Annotated in this window: 23 protein-coding genes; 12 read left to right on the forward strand and 11 right to left on the reverse strand. The window is 54.1% G+C overall.

All coding sequences use genetic code 11. The features are described 5' to 3' along the window. The 3 genes from BAA01_03750 to BAA01_03760 form a co-directional block, all read right to left on the reverse strand. A partial coding sequence (locus BAA01_03750) for an ABC transporter (GenBank protein ID OUM86719.1) occupies nucleotides 1-701 on the reverse strand: 701 nt, incomplete at its 3' end. A gap of 12 nt (nucleotides 702-713) precedes the next feature. Then, a complete protein-coding gene (locus BAA01_03755; protein ID OUM86720.1) occupies nucleotides 714-1,769 on the reverse strand; it encodes an iron ABC transporter permease in 1,056 nt (351 codons plus the stop codon). Continuing rightward, on the reverse strand, nucleotides 1,769-2,767 hold the full coding sequence (locus tag BAA01_03760; protein ID OUM86721.1) for an iron ABC transporter: 999 nt from the start codon (nucleotides 2,765-2,767) through the stop codon (nucleotides 1,769-1,771). The genes BAA01_03755 and BAA01_03760 overlap by 1 nt, the downstream gene beginning before the upstream one ends. Before the next feature lie 200 nt (nucleotides 2,768-2,967). Between BAA01_03760 and BAA01_03765 the strand changes: the two genes are divergently transcribed. Further along, nucleotides 2,968-3,990: a hypothetical protein gene (locus tag BAA01_03765; protein OUM86722.1), complete on the forward strand. Its 1,023-nt coding sequence runs from the start codon at nucleotides 2,968-2,970 to the stop codon at nucleotides 3,988-3,990. 115 nt (nucleotides 3,991-4,105) lie between these two features. On the opposite strand, the gene BAA01_03770 is transcribed toward BAA01_03765, so the two are convergent. The 5 genes from BAA01_03770 to BAA01_03790 all read right to left on the reverse strand — a co-directional run bounded on the left by BAA01_03770 (nucleotide 4,106) and on the right by BAA01_03790 (nucleotide 9,845). Continuing rightward, nucleotides 4,106-4,588, reverse strand: coding sequence for a hypothetical protein (locus tag BAA01_03770; GenBank protein OUM86723.1), 483 nt, complete (start codon nucleotides 4,586-4,588; stop codon nucleotides 4,106-4,108). Nucleotides 4,589-4,592: 4 nt separating this feature from the next. Continuing rightward, nucleotides 4,593-5,678 (reverse strand): hypothetical protein, encoded by a 1,086-nt coding sequence (locus BAA01_03775; GenBank protein OUM86782.1) that lies wholly within the window; start codon nucleotides 5,676-5,678, stop codon nucleotides 4,593-4,595. Nucleotides 5,679-5,919: 241 nt separating this feature from the next. Further along, nucleotides 5,920-7,260 carry a hypothetical protein gene (locus tag BAA01_03780; GenBank protein ID OUM86724.1) on the reverse strand — a complete coding sequence of 447 codons (1,341 nt, stop codon included), beginning with the start codon at nucleotides 7,258-7,260 and terminating at the stop codon, nucleotides 5,920-5,922. After that, entirely contained in the window at nucleotides 7,257-8,375 is a 1,119-nt protein-coding gene (locus tag BAA01_03785) for a hypothetical protein (GenBank protein ID OUM86725.1), read from the reverse strand. Before BAA01_03785 ends, BAA01_03780 begins: the two co-directional genes overlap by 4 nt. Before the next feature lie 63 nt (nucleotides 8,376-8,438). Next, the gene (locus BAA01_03790) at nucleotides 8,439-9,845 is read right to left on the reverse strand and encodes a hypothetical protein (protein ID OUM86726.1); all 1,407 of its coding nucleotides are present in this window, start codon (nucleotides 9,843-9,845) and stop codon (nucleotides 8,439-8,441) included. A gap of 108 nt (nucleotides 9,846-9,953) precedes the next feature. On the opposite strand from BAA01_03790, the gene BAA01_03795 reads away from it, so the two are divergent. Together BAA01_03795 and BAA01_03800 are read left to right on the forward strand one after the other, a co-directional pair. Next, nucleotides 9,954-11,135: a hypothetical protein gene (locus BAA01_03795; GenBank protein OUM86727.1), complete on the forward strand. Its 1,182-nt coding sequence runs from the start codon at nucleotides 9,954-9,956 to the stop codon at nucleotides 11,133-11,135. A gap of 221 nt (nucleotides 11,136-11,356) precedes the next feature. Beyond that, nucleotides 11,357-12,667, forward strand: coding sequence for a hypothetical protein (locus BAA01_03800; GenBank protein OUM86728.1), 1,311 nt, complete (start codon nucleotides 11,357-11,359; stop codon nucleotides 12,665-12,667). 33 nt (nucleotides 12,668-12,700) lie between these two features. On the opposite strand, the gene BAA01_03805 is transcribed toward BAA01_03800, so the two are convergent. After that, entirely contained in the window at nucleotides 12,701-13,192 is a 492-nt protein-coding gene (locus BAA01_03805) for a hypothetical protein (protein OUM86729.1), read from the reverse strand. Then, complete coding sequence (locus BAA01_03810; protein OUM86730.1) at nucleotides 13,189-13,521, reverse strand: sporulation protein; 333 nt, start codon at nucleotides 13,519-13,521, stop codon at nucleotides 13,189-13,191. The genes BAA01_03805 and BAA01_03810 overlap by 4 nt, the downstream gene beginning before the upstream one ends. Nucleotides 13,522-13,650: 129 nt before the next feature. Here BAA01_03810 and BAA01_03815 point away from each other — a divergent pair, with 129 nt between their 5' ends. The 8 genes from BAA01_03815 to BAA01_03850 all read left to right on the forward strand — a co-directional run bounded on the left by BAA01_03815 (nucleotide 13,651) and on the right by BAA01_03850 (nucleotide 23,181). Continuing rightward, nucleotides 13,651-17,037, forward strand: a complete 3,387-nt coding sequence (locus BAA01_03815) for a DNA polymerase III subunit alpha (GenBank protein OUM86731.1) — start codon at nucleotides 13,651-13,653, stop codon at nucleotides 17,035-17,037. A gap of 29 nt (nucleotides 17,038-17,066) precedes the next feature. Further along, nucleotides 17,067-17,570, forward strand: a complete 504-nt coding sequence (locus BAA01_03820; protein OUM86783.1) for a phosphatidylglycerophosphatase A — start codon at nucleotides 17,067-17,069, stop codon at nucleotides 17,568-17,570. A 125-nt stretch (nucleotides 17,571-17,695) separates the two neighbouring features. Continuing rightward, complete coding sequence (locus BAA01_03825) at nucleotides 17,696-17,884, forward strand: glutamate decarboxylase (GenBank protein OUM86732.1); 189 nt, start codon at nucleotides 17,696-17,698, stop codon at nucleotides 17,882-17,884. Between the two features lie 179 nt (nucleotides 17,885-18,063). After that, nucleotides 18,064-18,990 carry an acetyl-CoA carboxylase subunit beta gene (locus BAA01_03830; GenBank protein OUM86733.1) on the forward strand — a complete coding sequence of 309 codons (927 nt, stop codon included), beginning with the start codon at nucleotides 18,064-18,066 and terminating at the stop codon, nucleotides 18,988-18,990. Continuing rightward, complete coding sequence (locus BAA01_03835) at nucleotides 18,983-19,951, forward strand: acetyl-CoA carboxylase carboxyltransferase subunit alpha (GenBank protein OUM86734.1); 969 nt, start codon at nucleotides 18,983-18,985, stop codon at nucleotides 19,949-19,951. Before BAA01_03830 ends, BAA01_03835 begins: the two co-directional genes overlap by 8 nt. A gap of 12 nt (nucleotides 19,952-19,963) precedes the next feature. Continuing rightward, nucleotides 19,964-20,935 (forward strand): 6-phosphofructokinase, encoded by a 972-nt coding sequence (locus BAA01_03840; GenBank protein ID OUM86735.1) that lies wholly within the window; start codon nucleotides 19,964-19,966, stop codon nucleotides 20,933-20,935. 32 nt (nucleotides 20,936-20,967) lie between these two features. Beyond that, nucleotides 20,968-22,719, forward strand: coding sequence for a pyruvate kinase (locus BAA01_03845; protein ID OUM86736.1), 1,752 nt, complete (start codon nucleotides 20,968-20,970; stop codon nucleotides 22,717-22,719). Nucleotides 22,720-22,737: 18 nt separating this feature from the next. Further along, on the forward strand, nucleotides 22,738-23,181 hold the full coding sequence (locus BAA01_03850; GenBank protein ID OUM86737.1) for a hypothetical protein: 444 nt from the start codon (nucleotides 22,738-22,740) through the stop codon (nucleotides 23,179-23,181). A gap of 38 nt (nucleotides 23,182-23,219) precedes the next feature. Here the strand turns inward: BAA01_03850 and BAA01_03855 are convergent, their stop codons facing one another. After that, on the reverse strand, nucleotides 23,220-24,374 hold the full coding sequence (locus BAA01_03855; GenBank protein OUM86784.1) for a sporulation integral membrane protein YtvI: 1,155 nt from the start codon (nucleotides 24,372-24,374) through the stop codon (nucleotides 23,220-23,222). Between the two features lie 217 nt (nucleotides 24,375-24,591). Between BAA01_03855 and BAA01_03860 the strand changes: the two genes are divergently transcribed. Further along, complete coding sequence (locus tag BAA01_03860) at nucleotides 24,592-25,707, forward strand: citrate synthase (protein ID OUM86738.1); 1,116 nt, start codon at nucleotides 24,592-24,594, stop codon at nucleotides 25,705-25,707. Nucleotides 25,708-25,913: the final 206 nt, after the last annotated feature.

A 25,913-nucleotide genomic window follows, 5' to 3' on the forward strand; every position in this document is an offset into this window, starting at 1 on the left:
TGCACCAATTCCCTCGTAATAATCTCTTCCGGCTTGCCCTGGGCATACACGGAACCTCGATGGATGGCGACAATGTGATGCGCATAGCGGCAAGCCAGGTTTAAATCATGCAGCACCATGACGATGGTGCATTTTTCTTTTTCGTTCAGGTCATACAACAAATCCAGAATCTCAATTTGATGGGTCATGTCCAAATAGGTGGTCGGTTCGTCCAGAAGGATGATGTCCGTGTCCTGCGCCAGGGTCATGGCAATCCACGCGCGCTGCCGTTGCCCGCCGGAAAGGGAATCCACGGGACGATCGGCAAGCTCTTCCAGTTGCGTCGCCTTTAACGCTTTGTATACGTGTGCCTCATCCTCTTCCGACCATTGCCTCAACCAGCTTTGGTACGGATAACGCCCCTGTTTGACGAGTTGAAGCACAGTCAACCCTTCGGGAGCCACCGGACCCTGAGGAAGAATGGCCAGCCGCTTGGCCACTTCCCGGGTCGGGTATTGGGAAATTTCGCGGCCATCCAGGATGACCGAACCTGTTTTCGGCTTCAGGAGCCGCGCCAGGGCGCGCAGCAGCGTGGACTTGCCGCAGCCGTTGCTGCCGATCAAGACAGTGATTTTCCCGATTGGAATTTGCAGATTGAGTTCTTCGATGATCACCGTGTTTCCATAAGAAAGGGTCAAGGATTTGGTTTCCAGAGCCTGCATTCAAACCACCCCTCACTGATTCCGGTTTTTATAGAGCAAGTAGATAAAAAAAGGTGCGCCGATGGCCGCCGTGAAAACCCCGGTAGGCACTTCGACCGGCGAAAAAGCGGTCCTGCCGATCAGGTCAGCCACAAGGACGATCATGCCTCCGATCAGGGCGGACAAAGGCAACAAGCCGCCAAAGGAGGGTCCTACCAATTTCCTCGCGATGTGCGGGGCCATCAGACCGACAAATCCGATTCCTCCGGCGAATGCGACAGCCCCGCCGGCCAAAGCGGTGCAGATGAAAAGCAGGATCAACCGTTGCTTTTGCACGGCACTCCCGACCCCGGTTGCCAGGTCATCTCCCAACTCCTGCACGTTCAGATGTCTTGCCATGACAAAAGCCAGCGTGAGAAAAAAACAGGTCCAAGGCAAAAGAATGACCACATCTTCCCATTTCGAACCGTAGACGCTGCCTGCCAGCCACAGGTTTGCCTGTGTCAGCATGATCAGGGGACCATAAATCATCATCAGCGTGATGACGCCTTGCATGGCCGCGGAAAAGCCGATCCCGATCAACACCAGTGTCAGCGGGGATACGCCGTTTTTCCAGGCCAGAAGGTAGACGATGAGGGCTGCGAGCGTAGCCCCGATGAAAGCCGTAAACGGCAACCAGTTTGCGCTCACGACCAATGAGTTGTTGACGGGATTGGTGTAGATGCTCAAAAAGGTGACCACAGCCGCTCCTGCGCCGCCGGTAATCCCGATGATATCGGGAGATGCCAGCGGGTTGCGAATGATCCCTTGCAAAATCGCGCCGGCAGCGGCCAGTGACGCCCCGACCAGGACAGCGATGAGAATGCGTGGCAATCGAAACGACTGCACAATCAGATTTTCCGTCTCCGATCCGTGCCCAAAGGCAGCCTTGACGACATGGATGGGGTGGATGTTCTGATCGCCCATTCCCATGCTGAGGATCATCAATCCCAGGGTGCCCAGGGAGGCAAAAAGGATGACCAAGACAGCCTTTTTATCCAGGAGAAAGGAGAGGCCGCGCTTCCACCGCAAAGGCATGTACTTGTTCATCATTGACCCCCTCCCCTGCGGGCGATGTAAATGAAAAACGGAACGCCGATGAATGCGGTCATCACCCCAACAGGCACTTCTTTCGGCATAATGACGAAGCGGGCCAGGATGTCGGCAGACAACAAAAGGATCGCGCCGAGCAGTCCGGCATAAGGAATGATCCAGCGATAATCGATGCCGACAAGGGCACGTGCCAAGTGAGGGATCATGAGGCCGATAAAACCGATCGGGCCGGCGATGGCGACGAACCCCCCGGCCAGGACGGTCACCGTCAGGAGACCGAGCAGCTTGACAAGCAGGGTGCGCTGGCCAAGCCCTTTGGCCACATCTTCTCCCATGATCAGCAGATTGATCGGCTTGGCGAGCAGGAAAGCAACCAGCCAGCCGGCCGCCAAGTAAGGAAAAACAGCCCACAAATATTCCAGCTTCCTGCCTTCGACTGACCCGGTCAACCAGAACAGCACCTCCTCCGCCGCTTTTTCGTTGACAGCCAGGAGTCCTTGGGTCAACGAAGCGAGGAGGGCTGCCAGCGCCGCGCCTGCCAATGTGAGTTTTATCGGCGTCAGGCCTTCCCGTCCCACAGAGCCGAGGAAGAAGACGAGCACTGCGGCTGTTCCGGCGCCGAGAAAGGCAATCCAGACGAAGGAGCCGATGGAAGAAATGGAAAAAAAGGTAGCGGCAGCCACGATGAAGAAAGCGGCGCCTGCATTGATTCCGAGAATGCCCGGGGAAGCGAGAGGATTTCTCGTCAACGCCTGCATGATCGCCCCGGCCATGGCGAGGCTGGCGCCCACGGCGGCGGCGATGAGCGCACGGGGCACTCTCGCTGTCTGAATGATCACATGTTCATTGGAGCCGTTATATCGGGTAAAGGCTTCCAGCGCCGTTTTCCAACTGATATCTGTCAAACCGAAGAGAATACTGGACAGGATAAAAACCACGAGCAACGCGATACAGCAGATGAATCCAAAGAGCTTGGATGACACGGTTTGCAACATGTATGCCGCTTGATCTCCTCTCCAACATACTTGCTCTTCAGCATCCAGTCTAATAGCAGATGAGAATGATTGTCAATGATTTTGAGAATCATTTTCGCTCGTGAATGGGTACACTTGACATCCGGCAGGCAACGATTTATGATATTTCATTGTGAATGATAATCATTTTCAATTATAGGTGAATCAGGAGGGATTTTTTGATGAATTTTCTCGCGCTTCATCGTCATAAGGGGCGAATGCTGACGGCACTTGTTGCCACCCTTTTCCTTATGTCTTTTGTCTTGATCGGATGTGGAAACAGCGGCAGCGGGGGGGCCGGGACAGAACAGCAAAAAACCCAAGACGGCTCAGCCGACGCCACATCCTCAGAAGGACAAGAAACGCGCCTGATTAAACACGCGATGGGAGAGACGCCTGTCCCTGCCAACCCGAAAAGAGTGGTGGTGCTGACGAACGAAGGGACAGAAGCGTTGCTGGCCCTTGGGATTAAACCGGTGGGAGCGGTTCAATCGTGGACGGGAAACCCTTGGTATGAACATATCAAAGAGCAAATGGAGGGGGTCACCCCGGTCGGCCTCGAAAGCCAGGTCAACCTGGAAGCGATTGCTGCGCTTGAGCCGGATTTAATCATCGGCAATAAAATGCGCCAGGAAAAAATCTATCCGCAATTGTCCGCGATTGCCCCGACCGTGTTTTCAGACACGCTGCGCGGGGAATGGCAAACCAACTTTAAGCTGTATGCCGAAGCGGTGAATAAAGTACAGGAAGGGGAAAAAGTGCTGGCTGATTTCGAACGGCGGATCACCGAGTTCCGGGAAAAGGCGGGTGACAAGTTGTCGACGAAAGTCTCGGTGGTTCGTTTTATGGCCGGGAAAACGCGGCTCCTTCAAAAGGACACCTTTTCAGGCGTCATCCTTGATCAAATCGGCTTTGCCCGTCCTGATTCGCAAAATGTGGATGCCTTTGCGGAAGAGATAACAAAGGAACGCATTCCTGAAATGGATGGCGACATCCTCTTTTACTTTACGTATGAAACCGGTGACGGAGAAGGAACAAAGCAGGAGAAAGAATGGTTAAACGACCCCTTGTTTAAGAATCTGAAAGTGGTCAAAGCGGGCAACGTGCACAAAGTGGATGATGTGATCTGGAATACCGCAGGCGGCGTCATTGCAGCCAATTTATTCCTCGACGATCTGGAGAAATATTTTTTGGATAACAAGTAGATGGAGCTTCTCGAAAACGTCTGGCAAGGAAAAAGGGGCTGCCCCAAGTTGTAGACTTTTGGGTCAGCCCCTTCATGCTGCCTTGATTTCATGCTGCCTTCCCTTCATGCCGCCTTCAATCGAGTGATTGTGCACGCGAAATTTCGTCTTTTCGCCAGTTTCCTTTGCCTATCCAGAGTGTCGGTTTTCCTGTAGGACCTTTTGCCAGGGCAAAGGCGACAAAGCCGGCCTCAAAGCACATGGATAAACTGGGGATGTTGTCGATGGCGACGCGGCCGTAAAGCTTGCCCAAGTCTTTGAAGGCTTTGTCAACCATGCGGATGGCGACATTTTGGCGACGGTATTGGGGATGAACCACGATCAAAGATTCTTTTCGCCCGTAATCCGCGATGGCAACCAGGCCGACGAGGCGCCGTTCGTGCAGAGCCGCCAGAATGAGGTTGCCGTCATCTGACAAATGGGTTTCTTTCACCTGCCTGAGCCAGCGGATGCCACTGGCGGTAATCCGCCGTTCGCCGTATTTTTGGATAAACTGAATCATGGCCTTTCGTGCCTTTTTCAATTGTTCATGGTCAATTTTCCTGATGACAAACTCCATGTTGTTATCCCCTTTTTGTGAAGCCTGATAAGTAGCGGCAAAACTCGAAAAACCGCTTGATGGAGGTTTCCCGAATGTGAGGTTCGTCAAATTTCATCGGTTTGGCATTTGCCTCGAAGATCCATGGTTTTCCAGAACGGTCAATGCCGATGTCAATGGAAAGTTCGCCAAGAAGCTGGAAATGCCGCTCGAGCGATTGGGCGGTTTTCAACGCGACCTGACGCGTATGGCGATAAATGGCGCTGACGCTTTTTTCGCCAAACGCATGCCGCAGTGCGGTATCGGGATTCACAATGGATCCCCCTTGAGGGACATGGGTTGTAATGGCCTGTTTTCCGGATAATCTGGCCCCAATCCCGCTGACATCCCATTTCCCTTCCTGGTTCTTTTGCACGAGCACGCGCAGATCAAAGGGACGGCCCGCAAACGTGGCCAGCGGGATGGCTTGCTGAATGACATAAAGGCGGCTGGGAAGCGTGGCATCCACATAGCGCACCAGTTCCTCTTTGTGACGAAAGGTCTGGTGTTTTTGATGGCGATGTGTTTGGTGAGTCAGTTTCGTTCCGTAAGCGGTTTGTTCGATTTTGAAAAAGTGAATGCCCGCTTTTCCATGAATGGGCTTGAGGTAAAGGGTTGGATGACGTTTGGCCATCCGTTGCAGGGCAGCAGCTGAGTAAACGAGCGTTTCCGGGAGATAAGCGCCGATCTCGGGATCGGCGTGCAGCCATTGGTACAGATCCCATTTGTTGAAGAACGAAGGGTTGTACAAATGGATGGTCGGCTCTTGTTGCAACCGGGCCAAAACGTGACGCATTTCCGGCTTGCGCTCATCCTCCCGCCGCGGGATGCGGTTGTACACCACATCGGGAAACGGCATTTGCACCCTCATCCAGCGCCGTTGAATGGGATGATACTGATAGCCATGGATGATTTTACGGACATCATCGATTCCTTCAGGGGTAAATACATACACGATGCCGCCATATACATAGGAAGCTTTGCAGAGGTCCCGGAAATTTTGCCTGTTCCCGGAAAATCCCCCTTGTTTGCTCGCCGTGGTCAGAATGCCGATGATGGGTCCCACTTTCACTCCTTCCGGTGTCGTTTTGATGTACACCTTCTGGAGATGCGCGTCCGAGCCTTGAACAGGCCGTAACTGAAAGGTCTTTACCTCTCCTGAACTACCGAGCTGGCCGGTGACCCGGAAAAGGTGTTTGGCAAGCAGCGTGTTTTTTTCAACGTACAATGTATATTCCCGGTCGGCAGGAGTGGGATGAAGCCAGCCGACAAACGGTTCGGTCGCGATGGTTGTAAGCATCATGTCCCTCCTGTCAGGATTCTTTAAAACCGCTCAGATAGAGTGCGTAATCAACGATTGACCGTGCCGACTCCAGGGCGGCTGTTTTGAGCCAATGGCTTTTAAAAATGTGGCGTCCTGGTTTAGCGTTGATTTCGAATAACCACGGATTCCCATTGATATCAATGCCCATGTCCAATCCCAGTTCGCCGATGGGACCAGTTTCGCTGTTGGCCACTTCCTCTGCAAAAAGGATGGCCGTTTTTTTGAGAACATCCATGATTCCTTGCGCTTGTTCGGCAAAAGCGGATTTGAGGATCGCTTCTGCCGGCATGAAGCTGCCGCCTGTACGGACATGGGTGGTGATGCTGCGGGGGTGTCTTGCCACTTTCGCGCCAACGCCTACCACCTGCCACTCACCGTTGCCGTTGCGGTGCAGGTGAACACGAAAATCGACAGGGGCATGGTTGTATTGAATCAAAGAAATGGCCGGTTGAACCAGGTAACGGGAAGGCCCGATCGGGAACTCATGGAAGAGCCGGATGATGTTTGGAAAAATGCGGGAACGAATCGCGCCCTGCTGGTGGAAATGGCATTGGATGAGCCCGCTCTTTAATTGATGGGCGCGGATAATCCCAAGCCCCAGGCTGCCGTGGATCGGTTTGATGTAGACCGCTTGATAGCGGGACAACATTTCTTTGATGAGGGTCGGATGGGCCAGCGAAGTCTCCGGAAGGTATGGCCGGAGGGAAGGATTCTTGACCAGTCGCTTATAAATGTCCCATTTGTCGTAAAATCCCTGATTGAACACTTTGGCTCCCGGAAGATGGCGGAGTTTTTCCAGGCATAACCGCACATCGCGCCGTTTTTCGCTTTGGCGATTCGGAACCCGTTCGTAGATGACGTCTGGAAGAGGACACCTTTGGCGTTTCCAGGAAATCCGCCCTTTTCCCCCTTGATCCTTTTGCAACATGCTGGCCACGACCTGTTTTCGCGCCCAATCCACATCTGCCGGCCGGAAGAAGTAAAAGAGGGTGCCCTTGTCCAATCCCTCTTTGAGAAACGCAGTAAACATCGGCAAGCGGTAGGTACTCAAGAGGCCAATCACCGGCCCCAATTGAAGGCTGTGATTGCCGATGGCGCGAATGTGCAGTTTACCCGCCGGCAAACATAAGGAACGCGCCACTTCATGGCTGACGAACAGCTTGTCAATATGAGGAGAGAGGCGGACGTTGGCGACGCACTGAAGTTGCCCGAGTTTCAATATCACGCTTTGTTTCGGAGAAAGGTGAAACGCCTCGAGCAGCTCATGAGGCAACCAGATGTGACGGCCTTGCTCCCTGTGGATGGCGATGGGCTTGACGAATGTTTTCATTGTTTTCTTTTTCCCCCACCTTCAAAGCGTTTGGCCTTCAGGCAATAACAGGCGTAATCAATGATGTTTTGAACGGATTGATGTTGCACGTTTTGTTCGCCTGTCATGGCAAACAGGTTCCGCCCGGGTTTTGAATTCACTTCGATGATCCAGATGTCGCCTTTGCGATCGATCCCGATGTCGATTCCCAGTTCCAGCAAAGGACCGTGAACAGATTCCAGAGAAGGCGGGATCATTTGACTCAGCGCATCAATTTGTTGATGAATCACCTTCTCCCGATCCGGAAAATGGTGGCGGATAAAAGGAGCGAAGCGAAATCCTTTGCCACCGCCGTGCAAGTTGGAGGTCAAACCGCCGTGATTGCCTTGCCGGATGGCTTTGCCGACAACTTCCCATTCCCCTTGGCCGTTTTTTTGCGTGAGCACGCGGATGTCAAAAGGTTTTTGATCGGCAGTGTACAGGTGCAGGTATGGCTGGGCAATCCATCTGGAGAGGAGCAGTTGTTTACGGAGCCAGGAATAAAGTTGTTGATCCGACATCGCAGCGGAAAAAGGACGGTTTTTTGCATCCCGGCCCAACAGCCGGTACCATCCCGGATGGAGCTGCTGGACGCGAATCACTTTTTTGCCTGTACTTCCCCCGATCGGTTTAATGACGATATCCCGCTTCTTTTGAAGATATTCGAGCACTTCATTCACGTGATGGACCCGGCGGGTATCCGGCAGGTAAGGGCGGATGTGCGGAATGCGGGAGAGAATCTGATAAACCTCCCACTTTCCAGCCAATCCGTATCCGAGAAATCGCGTGTTTGGCAAACGTTGCAATCGCTTGATGAAAGGGGTATATTCCCTGTAGTGAGCGGAAGAGAGATAGAAGCACCGATCGTAAATCAATTCGGGTGGGGGCGCAACGATGGGATTCCAGGATTTGGAATGTTCCGCCCAATAATACCCGCGGACCCGTTTTTCCCTCAGGCGCAGGGATTTTGGCGAGAAAACAAGGACGAGAATGTTTTCTTTTGCAGCCAGTGTGGATAATTTACGAAAAAAAGAGTCTTCCATATAAGGCGGTTTTGCTTGACAGGTGAGGATTCCCAACGTGTGTGAATGGTTCATACATTGAATCCCCTTTTTCGGCGTGGTCGCTTTGTATGCCGTTTGTACACCGGTGATCTTTCATTACAAGGTAAATCGGTGTCTTGCGTTGCGTTGTTGTTCGGTGGCGTACTGGACGTAGTGCAACAAATTGCGTACAGAGGGACGGTTGGAATCTTTGCCCAGCATGCTGTTTTCATTTTTGGAGGGTTTGGCATTGACTTCGAGAAGCCAGAGGTTGCCGTGGATATCCAACGCAATGTCCACCCCGAATTCCGCAAACGTGCCCTCCAGTTGGGCCTCCAGTTCCTGTGCGATCAGAATGGCTAACTGACGCAAGCGGTGTTGCGTTTTCTCAACGGAGTGTTGTGTCAGGTGGGGCAGGATGCTTTTGACGCTGTAAATGTTTCCGCCCCGTGCGACGTTGGTGACCACCGTGTTTTCCCTTGCGGCACGTGCCACCATCGACGTGACGCGCCAATTGCCCGTGCCGTTCTTTTGCACCAGGATGCGAAAATCGACAGGACGTTTCGCCCAGCTGGCCAGTTTCAGTCCTTCTTGGATCAAATAGTCCTGACGGGTGGTTCGCGGTTTGAGAAATTGGAGAAGCTGACCGTAGTTTTTAAACTTTTTGATCACATTCCCGCTTACCGTAGCATATTGACAGGTGATATGACGGGAATGGCGAACAAGTCGTATCACACCCCGGCCCAGGCTTCCATCGGCCGGTTTGAGGTAGATGGTATTGTATTTTTTTAACATCTCATTCAAATCGGCTTCTGTATAGGGCCGTGTTTCCGGTAGGTAATGTCTTAGTTTTTCCGATTTGAACAGGTGTTGGTGGACTTGCCACTTGTTGAGAAATTGGGTGTTGAAAAGGTGGCAGGTTTGGTTTAGGAAGCGCAAAGCGGCCTGGGTTGCCTGCGCTTGTTCGACAGTGCGGGAGGAGATCCGGTTGTAGCAGACGTCGGGAATCGGAAATTCACTTGCTTGCCAGGTGCGGTTGAGAAGATGCCAGCCGGTAATTTGCTGCTTTTCCGGATTGACCCCGTCAGGACTGGCTACGAAAACCAGCGTTCCTCTTTTTTTCCCGTATCGTGTCACCTCTTCAATAAATGGAGACAAAAATTTTATTGGCCCGTCTGTGGGTTTTTCGATTGGATCGACAAGGATGCAGAACAAGGGACCGAGAAACAGGGTATTTGCCCTTGGGTTGTAGCTGATGTTGAGCTGAATGCCATCCGGCAGGCAGAGGTGGCTTGCCGTGGCGGCGTCGACGATTAGAATGAACTGGTTGTGATGATGGTTCGTCTTTACGCGCACCCTTGTTTTGCGCTTGCCACATACCAGTGCGGGAGTAGATCCCGGTATCAGTTTCAAGCGATTCAGCAGTTTGGGGTTGATGCTCAGGACACCGGTAAGTGAATGCTCTGGGTTTGACTTGGTTTGGACGGTTACTTTAACAGGTTTTGATTGGGAGACGGATGTCACGTCGATTCCTCCCAGGACCCGTTTGGCTCTTGCCAACCGTGATCCACGTCTTGAATGGACAGGTGTCCATGTCTTTGTTATGGAGTATTGTATGAAGGAGTGTCGGGCTTGGTGCATTTGGCACAGTTAGGATGGGCCATCATCATCAGTGTTGTCTTGGGAGCCCTGATTGGGGGGTTGACCAATTTTTTGGCGATTGTGATGCTTTTCCGGCCGCATCGGCCATGGAAAATCGGAGGCTGGAATGTCCCGTTTACACCGGGACTTATCCCAAAACGCCGGGAGGAGTTGGCCAGACAACTGGGGCATGTGGTGGAGGAATACCTGTTTACCTCGGAGGGGATGGTCCGGCTGATCCGGAACGGGGAGGTCCCTTATCGCATCAGTCGGATCCTGATGGAACGGCTTAAGAAATGGTCAGCATCGGAGCTGACCGTCGCGGAGTGTATCGATGCATGGAGCCGGTATGTTCCGCTGCCCTCGACACCTTCTGCATCTGTCAAAGGTACCGATTGGCATGCTTTGCTCGGACGGCTGCTGGAGCAGCCGCTCAAATCGTTGCAGGGAAAAAATCTGGAAGCAATATTGGGCAAAGAATGCTGCTCATGGGTTCGTGACCAGATTCCGCGGTTTTCACAAGTGCTGCTTGCACGGCTGAGCGAGAGGTTGAGCAGCCTTTCCGGCAAACGATGGCTGATGCACCTAATCCAGGATTTTGTCCGCACCAGCCTTCGGGGTGGCAGGATGTGGAATACCCTGGCGTCTCTGGTTTTGGATGAAGAACGTCTCGCCAGTTGGATGCAGCACCGTTTTATGGAATGGCTTGCGCAACCTGGAACCAAGGAGCAGTTGGACAGGCTCTTGCAACAGCAATGGGATAAGCTGTCGAAAAAGCCGCTTGGCGATTTGCGGGAGGTGCTGGGAAAAGAAGAATGCCGCCATTGCCTGGACAAATTGCTGCGGTTCTTTCTGGATGGGGAGCGGCTTCGTCAGATTCCCGTAAAAGAACTGTTGCGGCCTTTTTGCTCTGAGCCATGGGAACTGTGGCTGCGGCAGTGGCTGAAGGAGTCGGAAGATCGGCTGATTCAGCTCCTCCCCGCCATTTTCCGCCGGCTGCAGATTGCCCGGGTGGTGGAACAGCAGGTGCTGGAATATCCATTGTCCCAGCTGGAGGCCTTGATTTTGCAGGTCGCATCGCGCGAGCTGAAAATGATTACTTGGCTCGGGGCGCTGATTGGCGGGCTGGTGGGGTTGGTGCAGGGGGTTTGGATGTATGTGGTGATCGGTTAGCACGGTTTTAGGCGGGGAAAAACTGAGAACGATTTGTAATCCCTGTGTTACGGTTTTGTAATCTTTAGCCGCTACAATAAGAACCAGTAAAACCCCCTTTTAAATATAGATGATGCGCAGGCAGTCGGTGGACTGCCCTTTTTTTTGTGTACTATAATTGTGTACTATAATGGCTATTACAGGAATTATTACAGGAATGTCGCGAGGATGGGAGGACGATAATGACGACCAAACACCATCAGATTTTACGGTATATCGAAGGGCTGGAAGTGGGGACCAAGATCTCGGTGCGTCAGATTGCCAAAGATCTGGACGTCAGCGAAGGGACAGCCTACCGGGCGATCAAGGATGCTGAAGCAAAGGGTCTGGTCAGTACCATCGAGCGGGTGGGAACCATTCGCATCGAAAAAAAGGTCAAGGAAAACATCGAGCGGCTTACCTTTGCCGAAGTAGTCAATATCGTGGACGGACATGTGTTGGGCGGGCGTGGCGGCTTGCACAAGACGTTGCAGCGCATGGTCATTGGCGCGATGAAGCTGGAGGATATGATGAAGTATGTGGACCCGGGGAGCCTGTTGATTGTGGGGAACCGGGATCGGGCCCATTTGCTGGCGATGGAGGCAGGTTCAGCCGTCCTGATCACGGGAGGGTTTGATGCGCGGGAGGAAGTGAAGCAGCTTGCCGACGAGAAACAGCTCCCTTTGATCTCCAGCGCCTATGATACGTTTACGGTGGCTTCGCTCATCAACCGGGCCATTTACGACCGCTTGATCAAGAAGGATATTGTGATGGTTGAAGATGTCCTGGCTCCGCGCGAGAAGGTCCTGGTGCTGACCGATAAACAGACCGTCCTGGACTGGCAAAAGCTGGTTGAAAACACCAGGCATAGCCGCTTTCCGGTCATTGACGGGGAGGGGAAGATTATTGGCGTCGTTACGTCCAAGGACGTGCTAGGAATGGCGCCCGAGACGCCGATCACGGAAGTGATGACGCGCAACCCGATCACCACCACGCCTTATACGTCCATAGCGGCCGTGGCGCACCGGATGGTATGGGAGGGGATTGAAATGATCCCGGTCGTCGATGAGGAACGCAGACTGATCAGCGTGATCAGCCGGCAGGATGTGCTCAAAGCGATGCAACTGCACCAGAAACAGCCCCAGGTGGGTGAGACCATTGAAGATATCGTGCGTTCGGCCTTGCAGGAGTTCCGCGATGAACGAGGAGTGCGTTACCGGCTTGTTGTCACGCCGCAAATGACCAACCCCCTCGGGATGTTATCCAATGGCGTGATGACGACGCTTCTGGAGGAGACTTCGATTCGCTCGTTGCGCAGGCACAGAAAAGGGGAGATGATCGTTGAAAATCTGACCATCTATTTTATGAAACCGATTCCATTGGAGAGCCATATTGAAGTGCGGCCTTCCATGTTGGAAGTGGGCCGTCGTTTTGGGAAGGTGGATCTGGAAGTGACGATGCAGGGGCAGCTGATGGGGAAAGCGCTGCTGACCGCGCAAGTGTGGGAACGGTAGTGTGGGACCGGAATGGTTGGGAAGGGACTCTGATCAAGGGTCTTTTTCTTTTTCCACTTTTACCCTCAGCCAAAGATGAGTCAGGTTGCTGATGCTGACGGTCCTGGTCTGTATCCTCAGCCATCGATCATTGATGAAGAACAGGCGGTTGTCAAAGAAATAGAACAGGATGTCAGGATTTTCGGACAGGGTTTTTACCTCTTTGCCGATAAAGAACTTTCCGGCTTCCTGCAGCCGTTTGATGATCTCGGTTTCGGTAAAGCCGTCCGGTGCCTCCTCGATCGTAAAAAGCAATTTTTCCACGACTTGGGTATTCTGTTTCTGATGAAGACGGCTTTCCAGCGATTGCACTTCCTCCCGCAGACTGAGCATTTCCTGTTCCAACTGTTTTCGTTCCAGGTACAGGTCGTCCATCTGCTTGCCGGTGTGAACCACGATCGCAAGCGCCCCCAAAACGGCCCCGAAGACCAACAATGACAGGTCCCTGAGCGTTTTCCTGAGGTGTTTTTTTACCGGCGATTTCATGAGGAAGGTTCTCCTGCCATCCATTTGATGAGCAGCATGCCTGTGTTCGCTCCCATAAAGGCGCTGAGAATGTAGAGCAGTTGTTTGATGGTAGGTGACAGTTGGCCGCTCAGTACGCCGGATTCCAGGATGCGGAAGGCGTCCAGCGCTCCGCCGATAGCCGCGACGATGGCCCAGAGCTTTAATTGTTCGGCCAGTCGAAGCATGCTGTCCATCGGTGGCTGCCCCATGATCAGGGCGCCCAGCCCGCCAGTCAGGGTGCCGCCGATGAGAATACCGAAAGCGATGAAAAAATGAAAGACCAATGTGACGATGAACCTGTCCTCCATATGCCTCAACTCCTCAAGGGTACTGGCCTTCATTGGTCATGTATATGTGGACGATGCCGGGCCTTATTCCTGAAAGCCGGATATCAGTTATAATGGAAATATTGGTCCAGACATGGAGGGGCGATCAACTTGGTTCCGTCGGTTGTGCATCTGTTTGTCCAATCGGAATACAGCCTCCTTCAGAGTGCGGCGCGCATCGATGAGCTGGTGCAAAAGGCCAAGCACCTTGGCATGAAAAGCCTGGGCCTTGCGGATAACAGCGTGATGTACGGGACGATTCCTTTTTATCAGGCCTGCCGGAAGGCGGGATTGCATCCTGTGATCGGGTTGCAGGTCTGGGTGGCGGAGCATGAGGCGCGCCGGCAGAAGGCGTTCCAGCCGCATTGCTTGGTGCTGCTGGCGGAAGATCAGGATGGTTACCGCAGTTTGGTAAAGTTGTCCACGCTTGCCCAGATGAATGCGGTGCAGGGATGGCCGCTTCTTTCCTTTGAGCAGCTGGTGGAACATCGGCAGGGGATCATCGTTTTAAGCGGCGGCAGGCAAGGGGAGATTCAGCGGCTGCTGGAGCGGGAAGATGAAGCCGGGGCGTTGGACGTGATCCGGAGGTACCGTGAAGCTTTTGGACCGGAACATTTTTTCCTGCAACTGGAGGATCATGGCCGAAGCCATACACGGGAGAGGGACGTCCTTGTCCGGTTGGTGGAGCTCGGCCGCCGGCACCGGGTACCTCTGGTGGCGGCCAACCAGGTGCTGGCTGCCGACACGGAAGGCACCCGCCTGTTGCCTGTTCTTCACGGAATCCGGGATGGGAAGCATTGGCATGAACTGGAAAAGGATTGGCAAGGGTATGAGCTGACCCCGCCTGAGGTGATGCGGGAGCGGTTCGCCGAGCTTCCCTGGGCTTTGGAAAACGCGCGGGTGCTGGCTGAACGATGCCGGGTTACGTTTGATTTTGATCAGATGATCCTGCCCCGCTTCCCCCTGCCGGAGGGCGTGCAGGCTGCCGATTACCTGCGGGCGCTTTGCCGGAAAGGGGCCGAGAAGCGGTATGGCCGCATGACCAGGCAAATCCGGGAAAGGCTGGAACAGGAGCTGGCCGTCATCGAGTCGATGGGTTTCGTGGATTATTTCTTGATCGTCTGGGATTTCGTCCGCTATGCTCACCAGCAGGGGATTCTCACAGGGCCGGGAAGGGGTTCCGCGGCGGGCAGCCTGGTCGCTTATCTGCTGGGGATCACCAAGGTGGATCCTTTGAAGTATAATCTCCTTTTTGAACGTTTTCTCAATCCGGCGCGTGTCACGATGCCGGACATCGATATCGACTTCAGTTACGACCGGCGTGATGAAGTGATTCGTTACGTCGCGGAGAAATATGGCACCGATCGGGTGGCGCAAATCATCACGTTCGGGACAATGGCCGCCCGCGCGGCGGTTCGTGACGTGGGCCGGGTATTTGGAGTGGCGTCGGACAAAATTGATCGCTTGACCAAGTTGATCCCTTCTCACGCCAGCCTGGAGGAGCTGGAGAAGGGGCAGACCGCTTTTCGTCAGCTGCTGGACAGCGATCCGGAGCTGGCCGAGGTGGTCAGATGGGCCAGGCAGGTAGAAGGCCTGCCGCGCCACACCTCAACCCATGCGGCCGGGGTGGTGCTGGCACCCGGACCCTTGACCGACTGGATTCCCTTGCAGCCGGGGGCAGACGGACTGGCGTTGACGCAGTACCCGATGGATGTCCTGGAATCACTGGGTTTTTTAAAGATGGATTTTCTCGGCTTGAAGAATCTGACGATCATCGAGAAAACGCTGCAGTCTATCGAAGCGCAAAAAGGCATAAAAATCAATCTGAGCGAACTTCCTGACGATGATCCGAAAGTGTACCGGATGCTTTCATCCGGTGATACTTCCGGCGTATTTCAGCTTGAATCGGAAGGGATGCGCCGTGTGCTGAAGGAGATGCAACCGACCTGTTTTGAAGACATCGTGGCGGTGCTGGCCTTGTACCGCCCAGGACCGATGGATTTCATCTCCCATTACATTCAGGCCAAACATGGGCGGATTCGGGTCACCTATCCGCATCCGTCGCTGGAACCGATTCTCAAGGATACCTACGGGATTATTGTATACCAGGAGCAGATCATGCAGATTGCCGCCCGGATGGCCGGGTTTTCCTTGGGCGAAGCCGATCTGTTGCGGCGGGCCGTGTCCAAGAAACAGCGGGAGGTATTGGACGAACAGCGGGCACACTTTGTGGAAGGCTGTCTGCGGATGGGGTATGATCGCGAAGTGGCTGAGCGTGTCTACGATATGATCGTCCGGTTTGCCTCGTACGGATTCAACCGTTCCCATGCTGTGGCTTATGCGGTGATCGCCTATCAGACGGCTTATCTCAAGGCGCATGCTCCCCAGCATTTTATGGCCGCTTTGATGAGCGAGTCGATCGGCAATGCCGAGAAGCTGCACCAGTACCAGCGCCAGTTGCGCCAGCGGGGGATACGCCTGCTGCCTCCGGACATTCAGCGCAGCGGGCTGGAGTTTACAGTAGAAGGCAACGACATCCGCTACCCGTTAAGCGGCATCAAACAGGTGGGGACGCAGGCCGTACAGGCGATTCTGCGAGCCAGGCAGGAAGGGCCATTCAAAGACCTGTTTGACTTGTGCGCCAGAGTGGACTTGCGGTTGTGCCACCGCCGCGTGTTGGAGGCGCTGATTCAGGTTGGAGCGCTGGATTCGCTGCCCGGGCACCGGGCGCAACTGTTGATGATCCTGGATGAGGCGATCGCATGGGGAAGCCGGGTGCAGGAAGAGAAGAATCAGCCGCAGCTGTTGTCGGCAAACGCGGCAAAACCGGAGTACCCCGATGCGGCCAGGTATACCCGGGAAGAAGAATGGCAGCTGGAAAAAGAATACCTCGGTTTTTACCTTTCGGGTCATCCGCTTGAACTCTGGCAGGAGAGACTGGCCGCGCAAGGGATTCGGACGATTTCAGAGCATCTGACGCACAAGCGGGCCCATCCGTGGCAGGTGGCCGGGATTCTGCAGCAATTGCGGATCGTCCGCACGAAAAAGGGCGAGCCGATGGCTTTCGCAGAGCTGGAAGATATGAGCGGATCAGTGGGACTCATTCTGTTCCCGAAGGTATTCCGCAAATGGCTCGGAAGGATCCAGGAAGGGAAGCTGTTCATTGTGGAAGGGCATCTGGAAAGCGAGGAGAAGCTCACCCTGATCGTGGAGGCCCTTCATCCATTGGAGGATGCGGTGCAGGATGCGGTCAATCCCGTATACATTCGAATTCCTCCCCAGCGCACTTCTCCTCACGTGTTGAATCGGTTAAAAAACTTGTTTCTTCAATATCGTGGCAAGCGGCCGGTGATTTTGTATTATGAAAAGAAGGAGCAGGCGGTAAAGCTCGCGTTTCCGTTTCAGGTAGAGGATTCACCGGCTTTGCGGGAAGCGGTGGAGCGTCTGCTCGGTCCGGGTACCTATGCCAATGGGCCGAGGGGGAAAGACCAGCGCTGATGGCAAGAGGAATGTGGGAGGAATGTGCCATGTTATATCAGCAAACCTGCCAGTTATTGGAATCCAGAGGCGTGACCATACAACAGATCGCGGAGATCGTGCGGCAACTCCAGCTGCCGTACAATGCAAGCCTGACGTTGGAAGAGTGTATTGAAAGCGTGGAGATGGTCCTGCGGAAACGCGAGGTGCAGTACGCCCTGTTTACAGGGATTGCGCTGGATATGTTGGCTGAGGAAAAGAAACTGCCCGAACCTCTCCAATCCATCTTGGAAATGGATGAACCTTTGTATGGCGTGGACGAAATCCTTGCGCTCGGGATCACGAATGTCTACGGGTCGATCGGCTTGACCAGTTTTGGCTACCTGGATAAGGTCAAGATGGGCGTGATCGGCGATTTGAACCGTCACAACGCCGGGGAAATTCACGTCTTTTTGGATGATCTGGTGGCCGGCATCGCTGCCGCGGCCTCCGCGCGCCTGGCGCATCAGCAGGATGATCTCAAAACCCTGGAAACAGAGAAGAGGCTCAGCTAAACCGCGGATTTTTCAGACCTTCTCGTGTCCGCTGGCGTTTTCTTGTCAGTCGGAGAAGGCGTATGGTATCATTATTCCGAAAATGGCGCGTAGGGACATGACAAGTCAGCGAAGGAGGGCCTGGCATGTGGAAGGTGATTTATGTCACCAGTGCGGAAAAACTGGCGCGCCGGATAGAAGAGGCGTTGACCCGCGAAGGGTTTTTGGCTCAGGTTCGTCCGAGCATTTCCAAGCAATATGAAATCCAGGTACCGGCATCCGAGGTGCGTGATGCGCAAGAGATCTTGAACCAGATTTTGCAAACTCCGATGTAACCGAGCATGTGTGGATCCTGTGAGCAAATCCGATAATATATGATGAAAGATTCCTGTGATAGAATGAACGGTTGACAAGAAAGCCGCGTCGATGGAGAAAGACAGATGGCACTTACGGGACGGGAAAGGGAAATAAGGAGTGTTTGCGTGACCAGGTCGATATGTGCGAGGTGTTTTGAGTGCTGAAAGATTTTTTTCCCAAAAAGCGGAAATATGCCACCTTGCCGTCAGAAACGAGAAACAGGCCGGCTGATGAGGTGAAAAAGGAAATCCCGGAAGGTCTGATGGTCAAATGCGACCTTTGCGGAACCATCATGTACGCCAAGGAACTGGCCAAGAACTACAAGATTTGCAAGGGATGCGGATACCACTTTCCGATGAGCGCGCCGGAACGGCTTGCGATCACTCTCGATGAAGGCACGTTTGTCGAATACGATACGGATTTACGAACGACAGATCCGCTGCATTTTCCTGGTTACGAAGAGAAAGTGAAACAGACCATGGAGAAGACCGGGCTGGCGGAGGCAGTGGTGACGGGTGAAGGAAGAGTGGGCGGGATGCCGGTGGTGGTTGGCGTGATGGATTCCCGCTTCATCATGGGGAGCATGGGTTCGGTGGTTGGCGAGAAGGTGGCGCGGGCGATCGAACGGGCCCATCAACAGAAGGTTCCGCTGATCCTGTTTTCTGCCTCTGGGGGAGCGCGCATGCAGGAAGGGATTTTCAGCCTGATGCAGATGGCGAAGACCAGCGCCGCTTTAGCCCGTTTTCACAAAGCTGGTGGATTCTTCATCTCGGTGCTCACGAACCCGACGACAGGGGGAGTATCCGCCAGCTTTTCTTCTTTGGGGGATATTAACCTGGCCGAACCAGGTGCCTTGATCGGTTTCGCCGGCCGGCGGATCATTGAACAGACGATTCGCCAGAAACTTCCCGATGATTTTCAGACAGCAGAGTTCCTGCTGGCTCACGGCCAGCTGGATGCGGTGGTTCCCCGCAGACAGTTGCGGGACGTGCTGATTAACCTGCTTGATCTTCATCAGCCATATGGGGTGTCCACCGTTTTTGACGAGGGGCAAGCGGAGGAAAAGGAGGTTTCCAATGTCTAGCGAATTGGAGTTTGAACGTCCGCTCCTCGAACTCCAAAGAAAGATTGAAGAATTGAGGCGGTTCAGCGAGGAGAAGGAATTGGATCTGTCGTCGGAACTGGAAACCCTGCGTCATAAATACCGCCAACTGGAAGAGCAAATCTATGGAAATCTGGAACCCTGGCAGAAAATGCAGCTGGCCCGCCATACGGCCCGGCCGACGACAAAAGACTATATCGAACGGCTGTTTACCTCCTTCATTGAACTGCATGGAGACCGCCTGTACGGGGATGATCCGGCGATTATCGGCGGGATCGGCAAGTTTGAAGGAAGACCGGTGACGATAATCGGGCACCAAAAAGGGAAGGATACCAAAGAAAACATTGCGCGAAATTTTGGCATGCCACACCCCGAAGGATACCGCAAGGCGTTGCGTCTGATGCAACAGGCTGAGAAGTTTTCCCGGCCGATTATCTGCTTTATCGATACGCCGGGAGCCTATCCCGGGATGGCCGCCGAGGAGCGGGGACAGAGCGAAGCGATTGCGCGCAATCTGCGGGAGATGGCTTCTTTTACGGTACCGATCATCTGCGTGATCACGGGGGAAGGAGGCAGCGGCGGCGCTCTGGCGCTGGGAGTGGGGAATCATATCTACATGCTGGAGCACGCCATCTATTCGGTGATCTCGCCGGAAGGAGCGGCTGCCTTGTTGTGGAAGGACGCCACACAAGCCAAGCGTGCCGCGCAGACGATGAAAATCACGGCACAGGACATCTGGGAATTCGGCATCATCGACGGGATCATCCCTGAGCCCAAGGGCGGCGCCCATCGGGATGTGGACGCTCAGGCGGCTGCCATTGCCCATGTATTGCGGCGTTCCTTGGCGGAATTGGGGCAGATGAGCGGCGAGGAGCTGGTGGCCCATCGGTACGAAAAATTCAAGGCGATTGGCCGGTTTCATACACAGGTTCACCATGCATGAGGGGTGAAAACGATGAAACGGATCGCGGTTCTGACCAGTGGCGGGGATGCGCCGGGGATGAATGCGGCCATCCGGGCGGTGGTTCGGACAGGTTTGTACCACGGGATGGCGGTGTACGGTGTTCAGCACGGGTACAATGGGCTGATTGCGGGTGAATTTGTCCAGATGGATCTGGGTTCGGTGGGGGATATCATCCATCGGGGTGGCACCATCCTCTACAGCGCCCGCAGCGAGGCTTTTCGCACACCGGAAGGACAAGCCGGCGCATTGCGGCAATTGAAGTCGCACCAGATTGACGGTCTGGTTGTGATTGGCGGCGACGGCTCCTTCCGCGGCGCGCTGAAGCTTCACGAGCAAGGATTCCCCGTGATTGGGGTTCCAGGGACCATTGACAACGACATTCCCGGAACCGATTTTACGATCGGGTTCGACACAGCCGTCAACACCGCCATTCAGGCCATTGACAAAATCCGTGATACCGCCACCAGCCACGAGCGGACCTATGTTGTGGAAGTGATGGGCCGCTCAGCCGGGGATATTGCGCTGTGGGCCGGGCTTGCGGGAGGAGCGGAGTCGATCCTCATCCCGGAGGTTCAGTTGCCCATGGAGCAACTGTTGGATGAATTGGTTGAACGATTGAAACGGGGGCATCAGCGCGGCAAAAAACACAGCATCATCCTGGTTGCCGAAGGGGCGGGAAGCGGCGTGGAGATTGCCCGGCTGGTCCAGGAGCGAACCGGATTTGAAACCCGGGTGACAGTACTCGGCCATATTCAGCGAGGCGGCTCGCCCACCGCCTTTGATCGCGTACTGGCCAGCCGGATGGGCAGTATGGCGGTACAACTGTTGATGGAAGGCAGGAGCGGGGAAATGGTGGCCAGTCGGCAGAATCAGATTTGTGGAATCAGCATGGCCGACGCGTTGTCCCGCTCACATCAGGTGGATTTGTCCATTTATCAGATGGCTGGAATTCTTGCCATTTGAAGCACTGCCATCTCGTGAAAGGAGTCACTGTCATGCGGAAGACCAAGATCGTCTGCACCATCGGCCCAGCATGCGAAGACCTGGACAAGCTGAAACAATTGATCAAAGCGGGGATGAATATCGCGAGGCTCAACTTATCCCATGGCACTCACCAGGAACATCGGGAACGGATTGCCCGGATCCGGCAGGCCGCAAAAGAATTGGGCAAGACGGTCGGCATTCTGCTGGATACCAAGGGCCCCGAAATCCGGACCGGCATCCTGGAATCGGGGGAAGTGGAACTCCGCGAGGGCCAGCTCTTTACCCTGACGACCGAGGAGGTCCTGGGCAATGCGGAGCGGGTCAGCGTCAGTTATTCCGGCCTGGTGAACGAGCTTCGCCCTGGCGATACGGTTTTGTTGGACGATGGATTGATCGGTCTGGAAGTGGTGTCGGTACAGGGGACAGAGATTCGCTGCCGCGTCAAGAACAACGGCAAGCTCCGGGATCGCAAGGGAGTAAATGTTCCCGGCGTCTCCATTGGATTGCCCGGGATTACCGAGAAGGATGCCGCCGATATCCGTTTCGGTGTGGAACAGGGCGTCGATTTTATCGCGGCCTCATTTGTCCGCAAGCCGGGAGACATCCTGGAGATCCACGAAATTCTCGAACAGATGGGCGCGGACATTCCGGTCATTGCCAAAATTGAGAGCCGCGAAGGGGTGCAGAATCTTGACGCCATCTTGGAGGTGGCGGATGGCCTCATGGTCGCGCGGGGGGATCTTGGGGTTGAGATTCCCGTCGAAGAGGTTCCACTCCTGCAAAAAGAAATGATCAGCAAATGCAACAAAGTGGGCAAACCAGTGATTACCGCCACGCAAATGCTTGATTCGATGCAGCGCAATCCCCGCCCGACCCGCGCTGAGACAACGGATGTGGCCAATGCCATCCTGGATGGAACGGACGCCGTGATGCTCTCCGGGGAAACAGCCGCCGGCAATTATCCGGTAGAAGCGGTCCGAATGATGGCCAAAATCGCCGAGACGACGGAAAAAGCGCTCGCTTATCGGGACATCTTCCGCATGCGCAGCGAAAACGGGCAAAACACGATAACCGACCTGATCGGCCAGGCGGTGGCCGGGACGGCTCTGGAACTGAAGGTAGCGGCAATCATCACACCGACCGAAAGCGGGTATACGGCACGGATGATCTCCAAGTATCGCCCGGCCAGCCCGATCGTGGCGGTGACCTATAATGAACAAACGCTCCGCCGACTGACCCTTTCCTGGGGTGTGATGCCCATATTGGGGGATAAAGCCCAGTCCATCGACAAAATGCTGAACTCTGCCGTGGACCGGGCCCTGCAGGAAGGGTACATCAGTTATGGCGATCTGGTGGTCATCACGGCAGGCGTTCCGATCGGGCAGGTCGGCACGACCAACATGATGAAAATCCATGTGGTCGGCGACATCATCGCTCGCGGTCAGGGAATCGGACACCAAGTGGTGACGGGCCGCATCGTGAAAGGGGAAACCGTGGAAGAGATCTTGGAAAAAATGGCTCCCAACTCCATCCTCGTGACCCGAAGCACCGATCGGGATATGATGCCGGCGATGGAGAAAGCGTCTGCCATCATCACCGAACAAGGGGGCCTTACCTCACATGCGGCCATTGTCGGATTGGAATTGGGGATTCCGGTCATCGTAGGGGTCCAGAATGCCATGCAACAGTTGGAGGACGGGATGGAGATCACGGTTGATACGGAACGTGGGTACATCTACAGCGGCAAGGCCACGGTCCTGTAGGAGAGGAGGAAACGGGAGATGTCAGCAACGACCGAGGTTCGCCTGGCCGTCCGGTATCAAGAGACGGATCAAATGGCCATCGTTTACCATGCCAACTACCTCGTCTGGTTTGAAATCGGACGAACCGATTTTGTCAAGCAGGTGACAGGAATGGGATACCCCGATTTGGAAAAGCAGTACGGTGTCCTGCTGCCTGTCATCCACGTGGAGGCCGATTACCACGCTCCAGCCCGCTACGGGGACGCGATTCTGGTGCGCACGAGGATGGTCCAGTTCTCCCGCGTGCGCATTCATTTTGCCTATGAAGTGTTGCGGGAAGTGGACGGAAAAGGGGAGGAGCTCTTGGTTACCGGCCAAACCCATCATGCCTGGGTGAACCGGGAGCTGAAGCCCCTGCGCCTCGATCGCCATGCACCTGCGTTTTTTTCGCGTTTGCAGGAGGCGATGGCGCAGCAGCCCTGATGGTCTGTCCGGCTGTCTGTCCGGCTTCGGCAACCGCGCTATTCCGAGTGAAGCGGCCGGGTAATGTAAGACCATAAATCCCGGAACACGTTGGCTTTATACAGGGAGACCAGGACCACCAAAACCACCGGACCGATCAGGGCCCCCGCCACGCCGAACACCTGAATTCCCACATACAGAGCGATAAGGGTCAGCAGCGGATCAAGCCCCACGTTGTCGCCGACGATTTTAGGCTCCAGCAGTTGACGGGCGATGGCGATGATCAGGTACAAAATCCCCAGGGCGATCCCGAGTTTGTAATCGCCGATGATCAGGCAGTAAACGGCCCATGGGATCAGAATGGTGCCCACGCCTAAGTAGGGCAGCAGATCGAAGAGGGCCATGACCAACCCTATCGTAATGGCGTATTCCACGCCCAAAATCATCAGGTAAAAGACGACCAGGGCCCCGGTCACGCTGATCAGGATCGCCTGGGCCCAGATGAACCCAAAGGCCGCTTTGCGCAGATACCCCCAGATCAACTTGCTGCTTTCAGCCATCTTTTGCGGCATCATCCGAATGATCCCGTTCCTGATTCGATACCAGTCCTTGCTGATAAACAGGGCTGCCGCGAAGGAGATGATGAGCAGCAGGGCGGTGGATGGCAGCGCGGTGAAGAAACCCAGCAACCCGTTGAGCAGAAAGACAAACAATTTCGTAGCCGCCTGTGTGGTATAATCAATGCCGGAACGGATCGTTTCTGTAATTTTTTCCTGGTAGATCGGATCTAGGCTGGCGACGATGTTTTCCATTTGGTTGAACAGGTTGAGGACGATTTCCTGCGTGAGAAAGTGGCTGAGATAGGCCTGGACCTGATTCAGGTAGACGGGCAGAATGTTGATCAGTTGGGTCAGCTCAATGATGATCTTGGCCGTCAGAAAGGTAAACAGCGTGATGACCAGGAGGATAAACAGCCCCAGCGTCAGCATGACCGCCAGCATTCTGGGCATTTTTGCCTTCTTTTCTAAAAAGTTGACGATCGGATTAATGATTAACGCGATAAGCCAGGCAATAATAAATGGTGATACGAGCGGCAGTAGCCATCGCAACAGAAAGAAAAGTCCAATGATGGAAACCAGGACAATTAGCAGCCGAAGAAGCACCTGTGCTTGTGTTTTGGACAAAATGGTTTTCCTCCCCAACGTTGCGTCCATCATTTGCAATCTTCTATTTTTAAGATGGGAAAATTGTACTTCATTTTCGCGTAAATCTCAATTCAATCCTTTCATGGACCATTTCCGGCCGGGAATCGTTCACAAAACTAGTTTTTTAATTTATAATTAACAAAGGAAAACGTTCACTTTATTCGCTGCATTTTAAAGTACCTTCAGAGAATTTTAACAAAGAATCACATGAGAAAGGAAGGATAGGATGGCTGCGACCCAAGGCCTAGAAGGCGTGGTAGCTGCTCAATCGTCCATCAGTTCGATCATTGATGATACCCTGACCTATCGGGGGATCAATATCGACGATTTGGCAGAAAACGCCTGTTTTGAAGAAGTGGTATACCTGCTGTGGCATGGCAAACTGCCCAATCGCACCGAATTGGAACAGCTTCAGCAAGCGCTCAGGGAGAATGCGGCCCTGCCACCGGAAGTGTTGGCCCAACTGAAAGCGTATCCGAAAACGGCCGCACCTATGGAAATATTGCGAACGGCCGTCTCGGCGTTGGGAATGTACGACCCTGAGGCAGGAGACAATACACAGGAAGCCAATCTCAGGAAGGCCATTCGCCTTACGGCGCGGATTTCCACCATTGTGGCGGCGATCCACCGGGTTCGTCAAGGGTTGGAACCGGTTGCACCCCACCCGGAATACGGATTTGCGCAAAATTTCCTGTACATGTTGAATGGCGAGGCGCCTTCTGAAGTGGCCATTCGGGCATTTGACAAAGCCCTTGTCCTTCACGCCGATCACGAGTTCAATGCGTCTACCTTTGCGGCGCGCGTGACAGTGGCCACCCTTTCTGACATTTACTCCGGGGTGGTTTCGGCCATTGGCGCACTGAAGGGTCCTCTGCATGGGGGAGCCAACGAACAGGTCATGAGGATGCTGGAAGAGATCGGCACTCCGGAGCGGATTGAGGCCTACATACAGGACAAGTTCAACAAGAAAGAGAAGATCATGGGCTTTGGCCACCGCGTCTATCGGAAAGGGGATCCGAGGGCCAAACACCTTCATGAGATGTCGAGGGAACTGGCGAAACTGAAGAATGATCCGAAATGGTTTGAAATGTCGGAGAAAATCGAGGCCATTGTGGTCAAAGAAAAGGGATTGCCCCCCAATGTTGACTTTTACTCCGCTTCCACTTATACGTACTTGGGTATCCCGAAAGAACTGTTTACGCCAATTTTTGCCGTCAGCCGGGTATCGGGCTGGACTGCGCACATTCTGGAGCAGTATGCAAACAACCGCTTGATCCGGCCACGCGCGGAGTATGTGGGACCGACCAAGGCTTCTTACATTCCTCTGGATCAAAGGGATTAAATCAAGTAAGATAAAAAAGGTGAGTGCAGCCCATCAAAGCGTCTGCTTTTGGTGGGCCCTTTTGGTGGGCCTTGAAATGTACAGATAAACTGGGGTAAAAAGGGTAGCAAAAGGTCAGCAGAAAAAATTTGCAGAGAATCGAGAGCAAAAGCAGAGAACCGAAAGCAAAATGGGTAGAGGTTGGGGTAAGGAGTTTGCTGTTGAGG

Origin of the sequence: Bacillus thermozeamaize, assembly GCA_002159075.1 — a bacterium.
Classification (GTDB): domain Bacteria; phylum Bacillota; class Bacilli; order ZCTH02-B2; family ZCTH02-B2; genus Bacillus_BB; species Bacillus_BB thermozeamaize.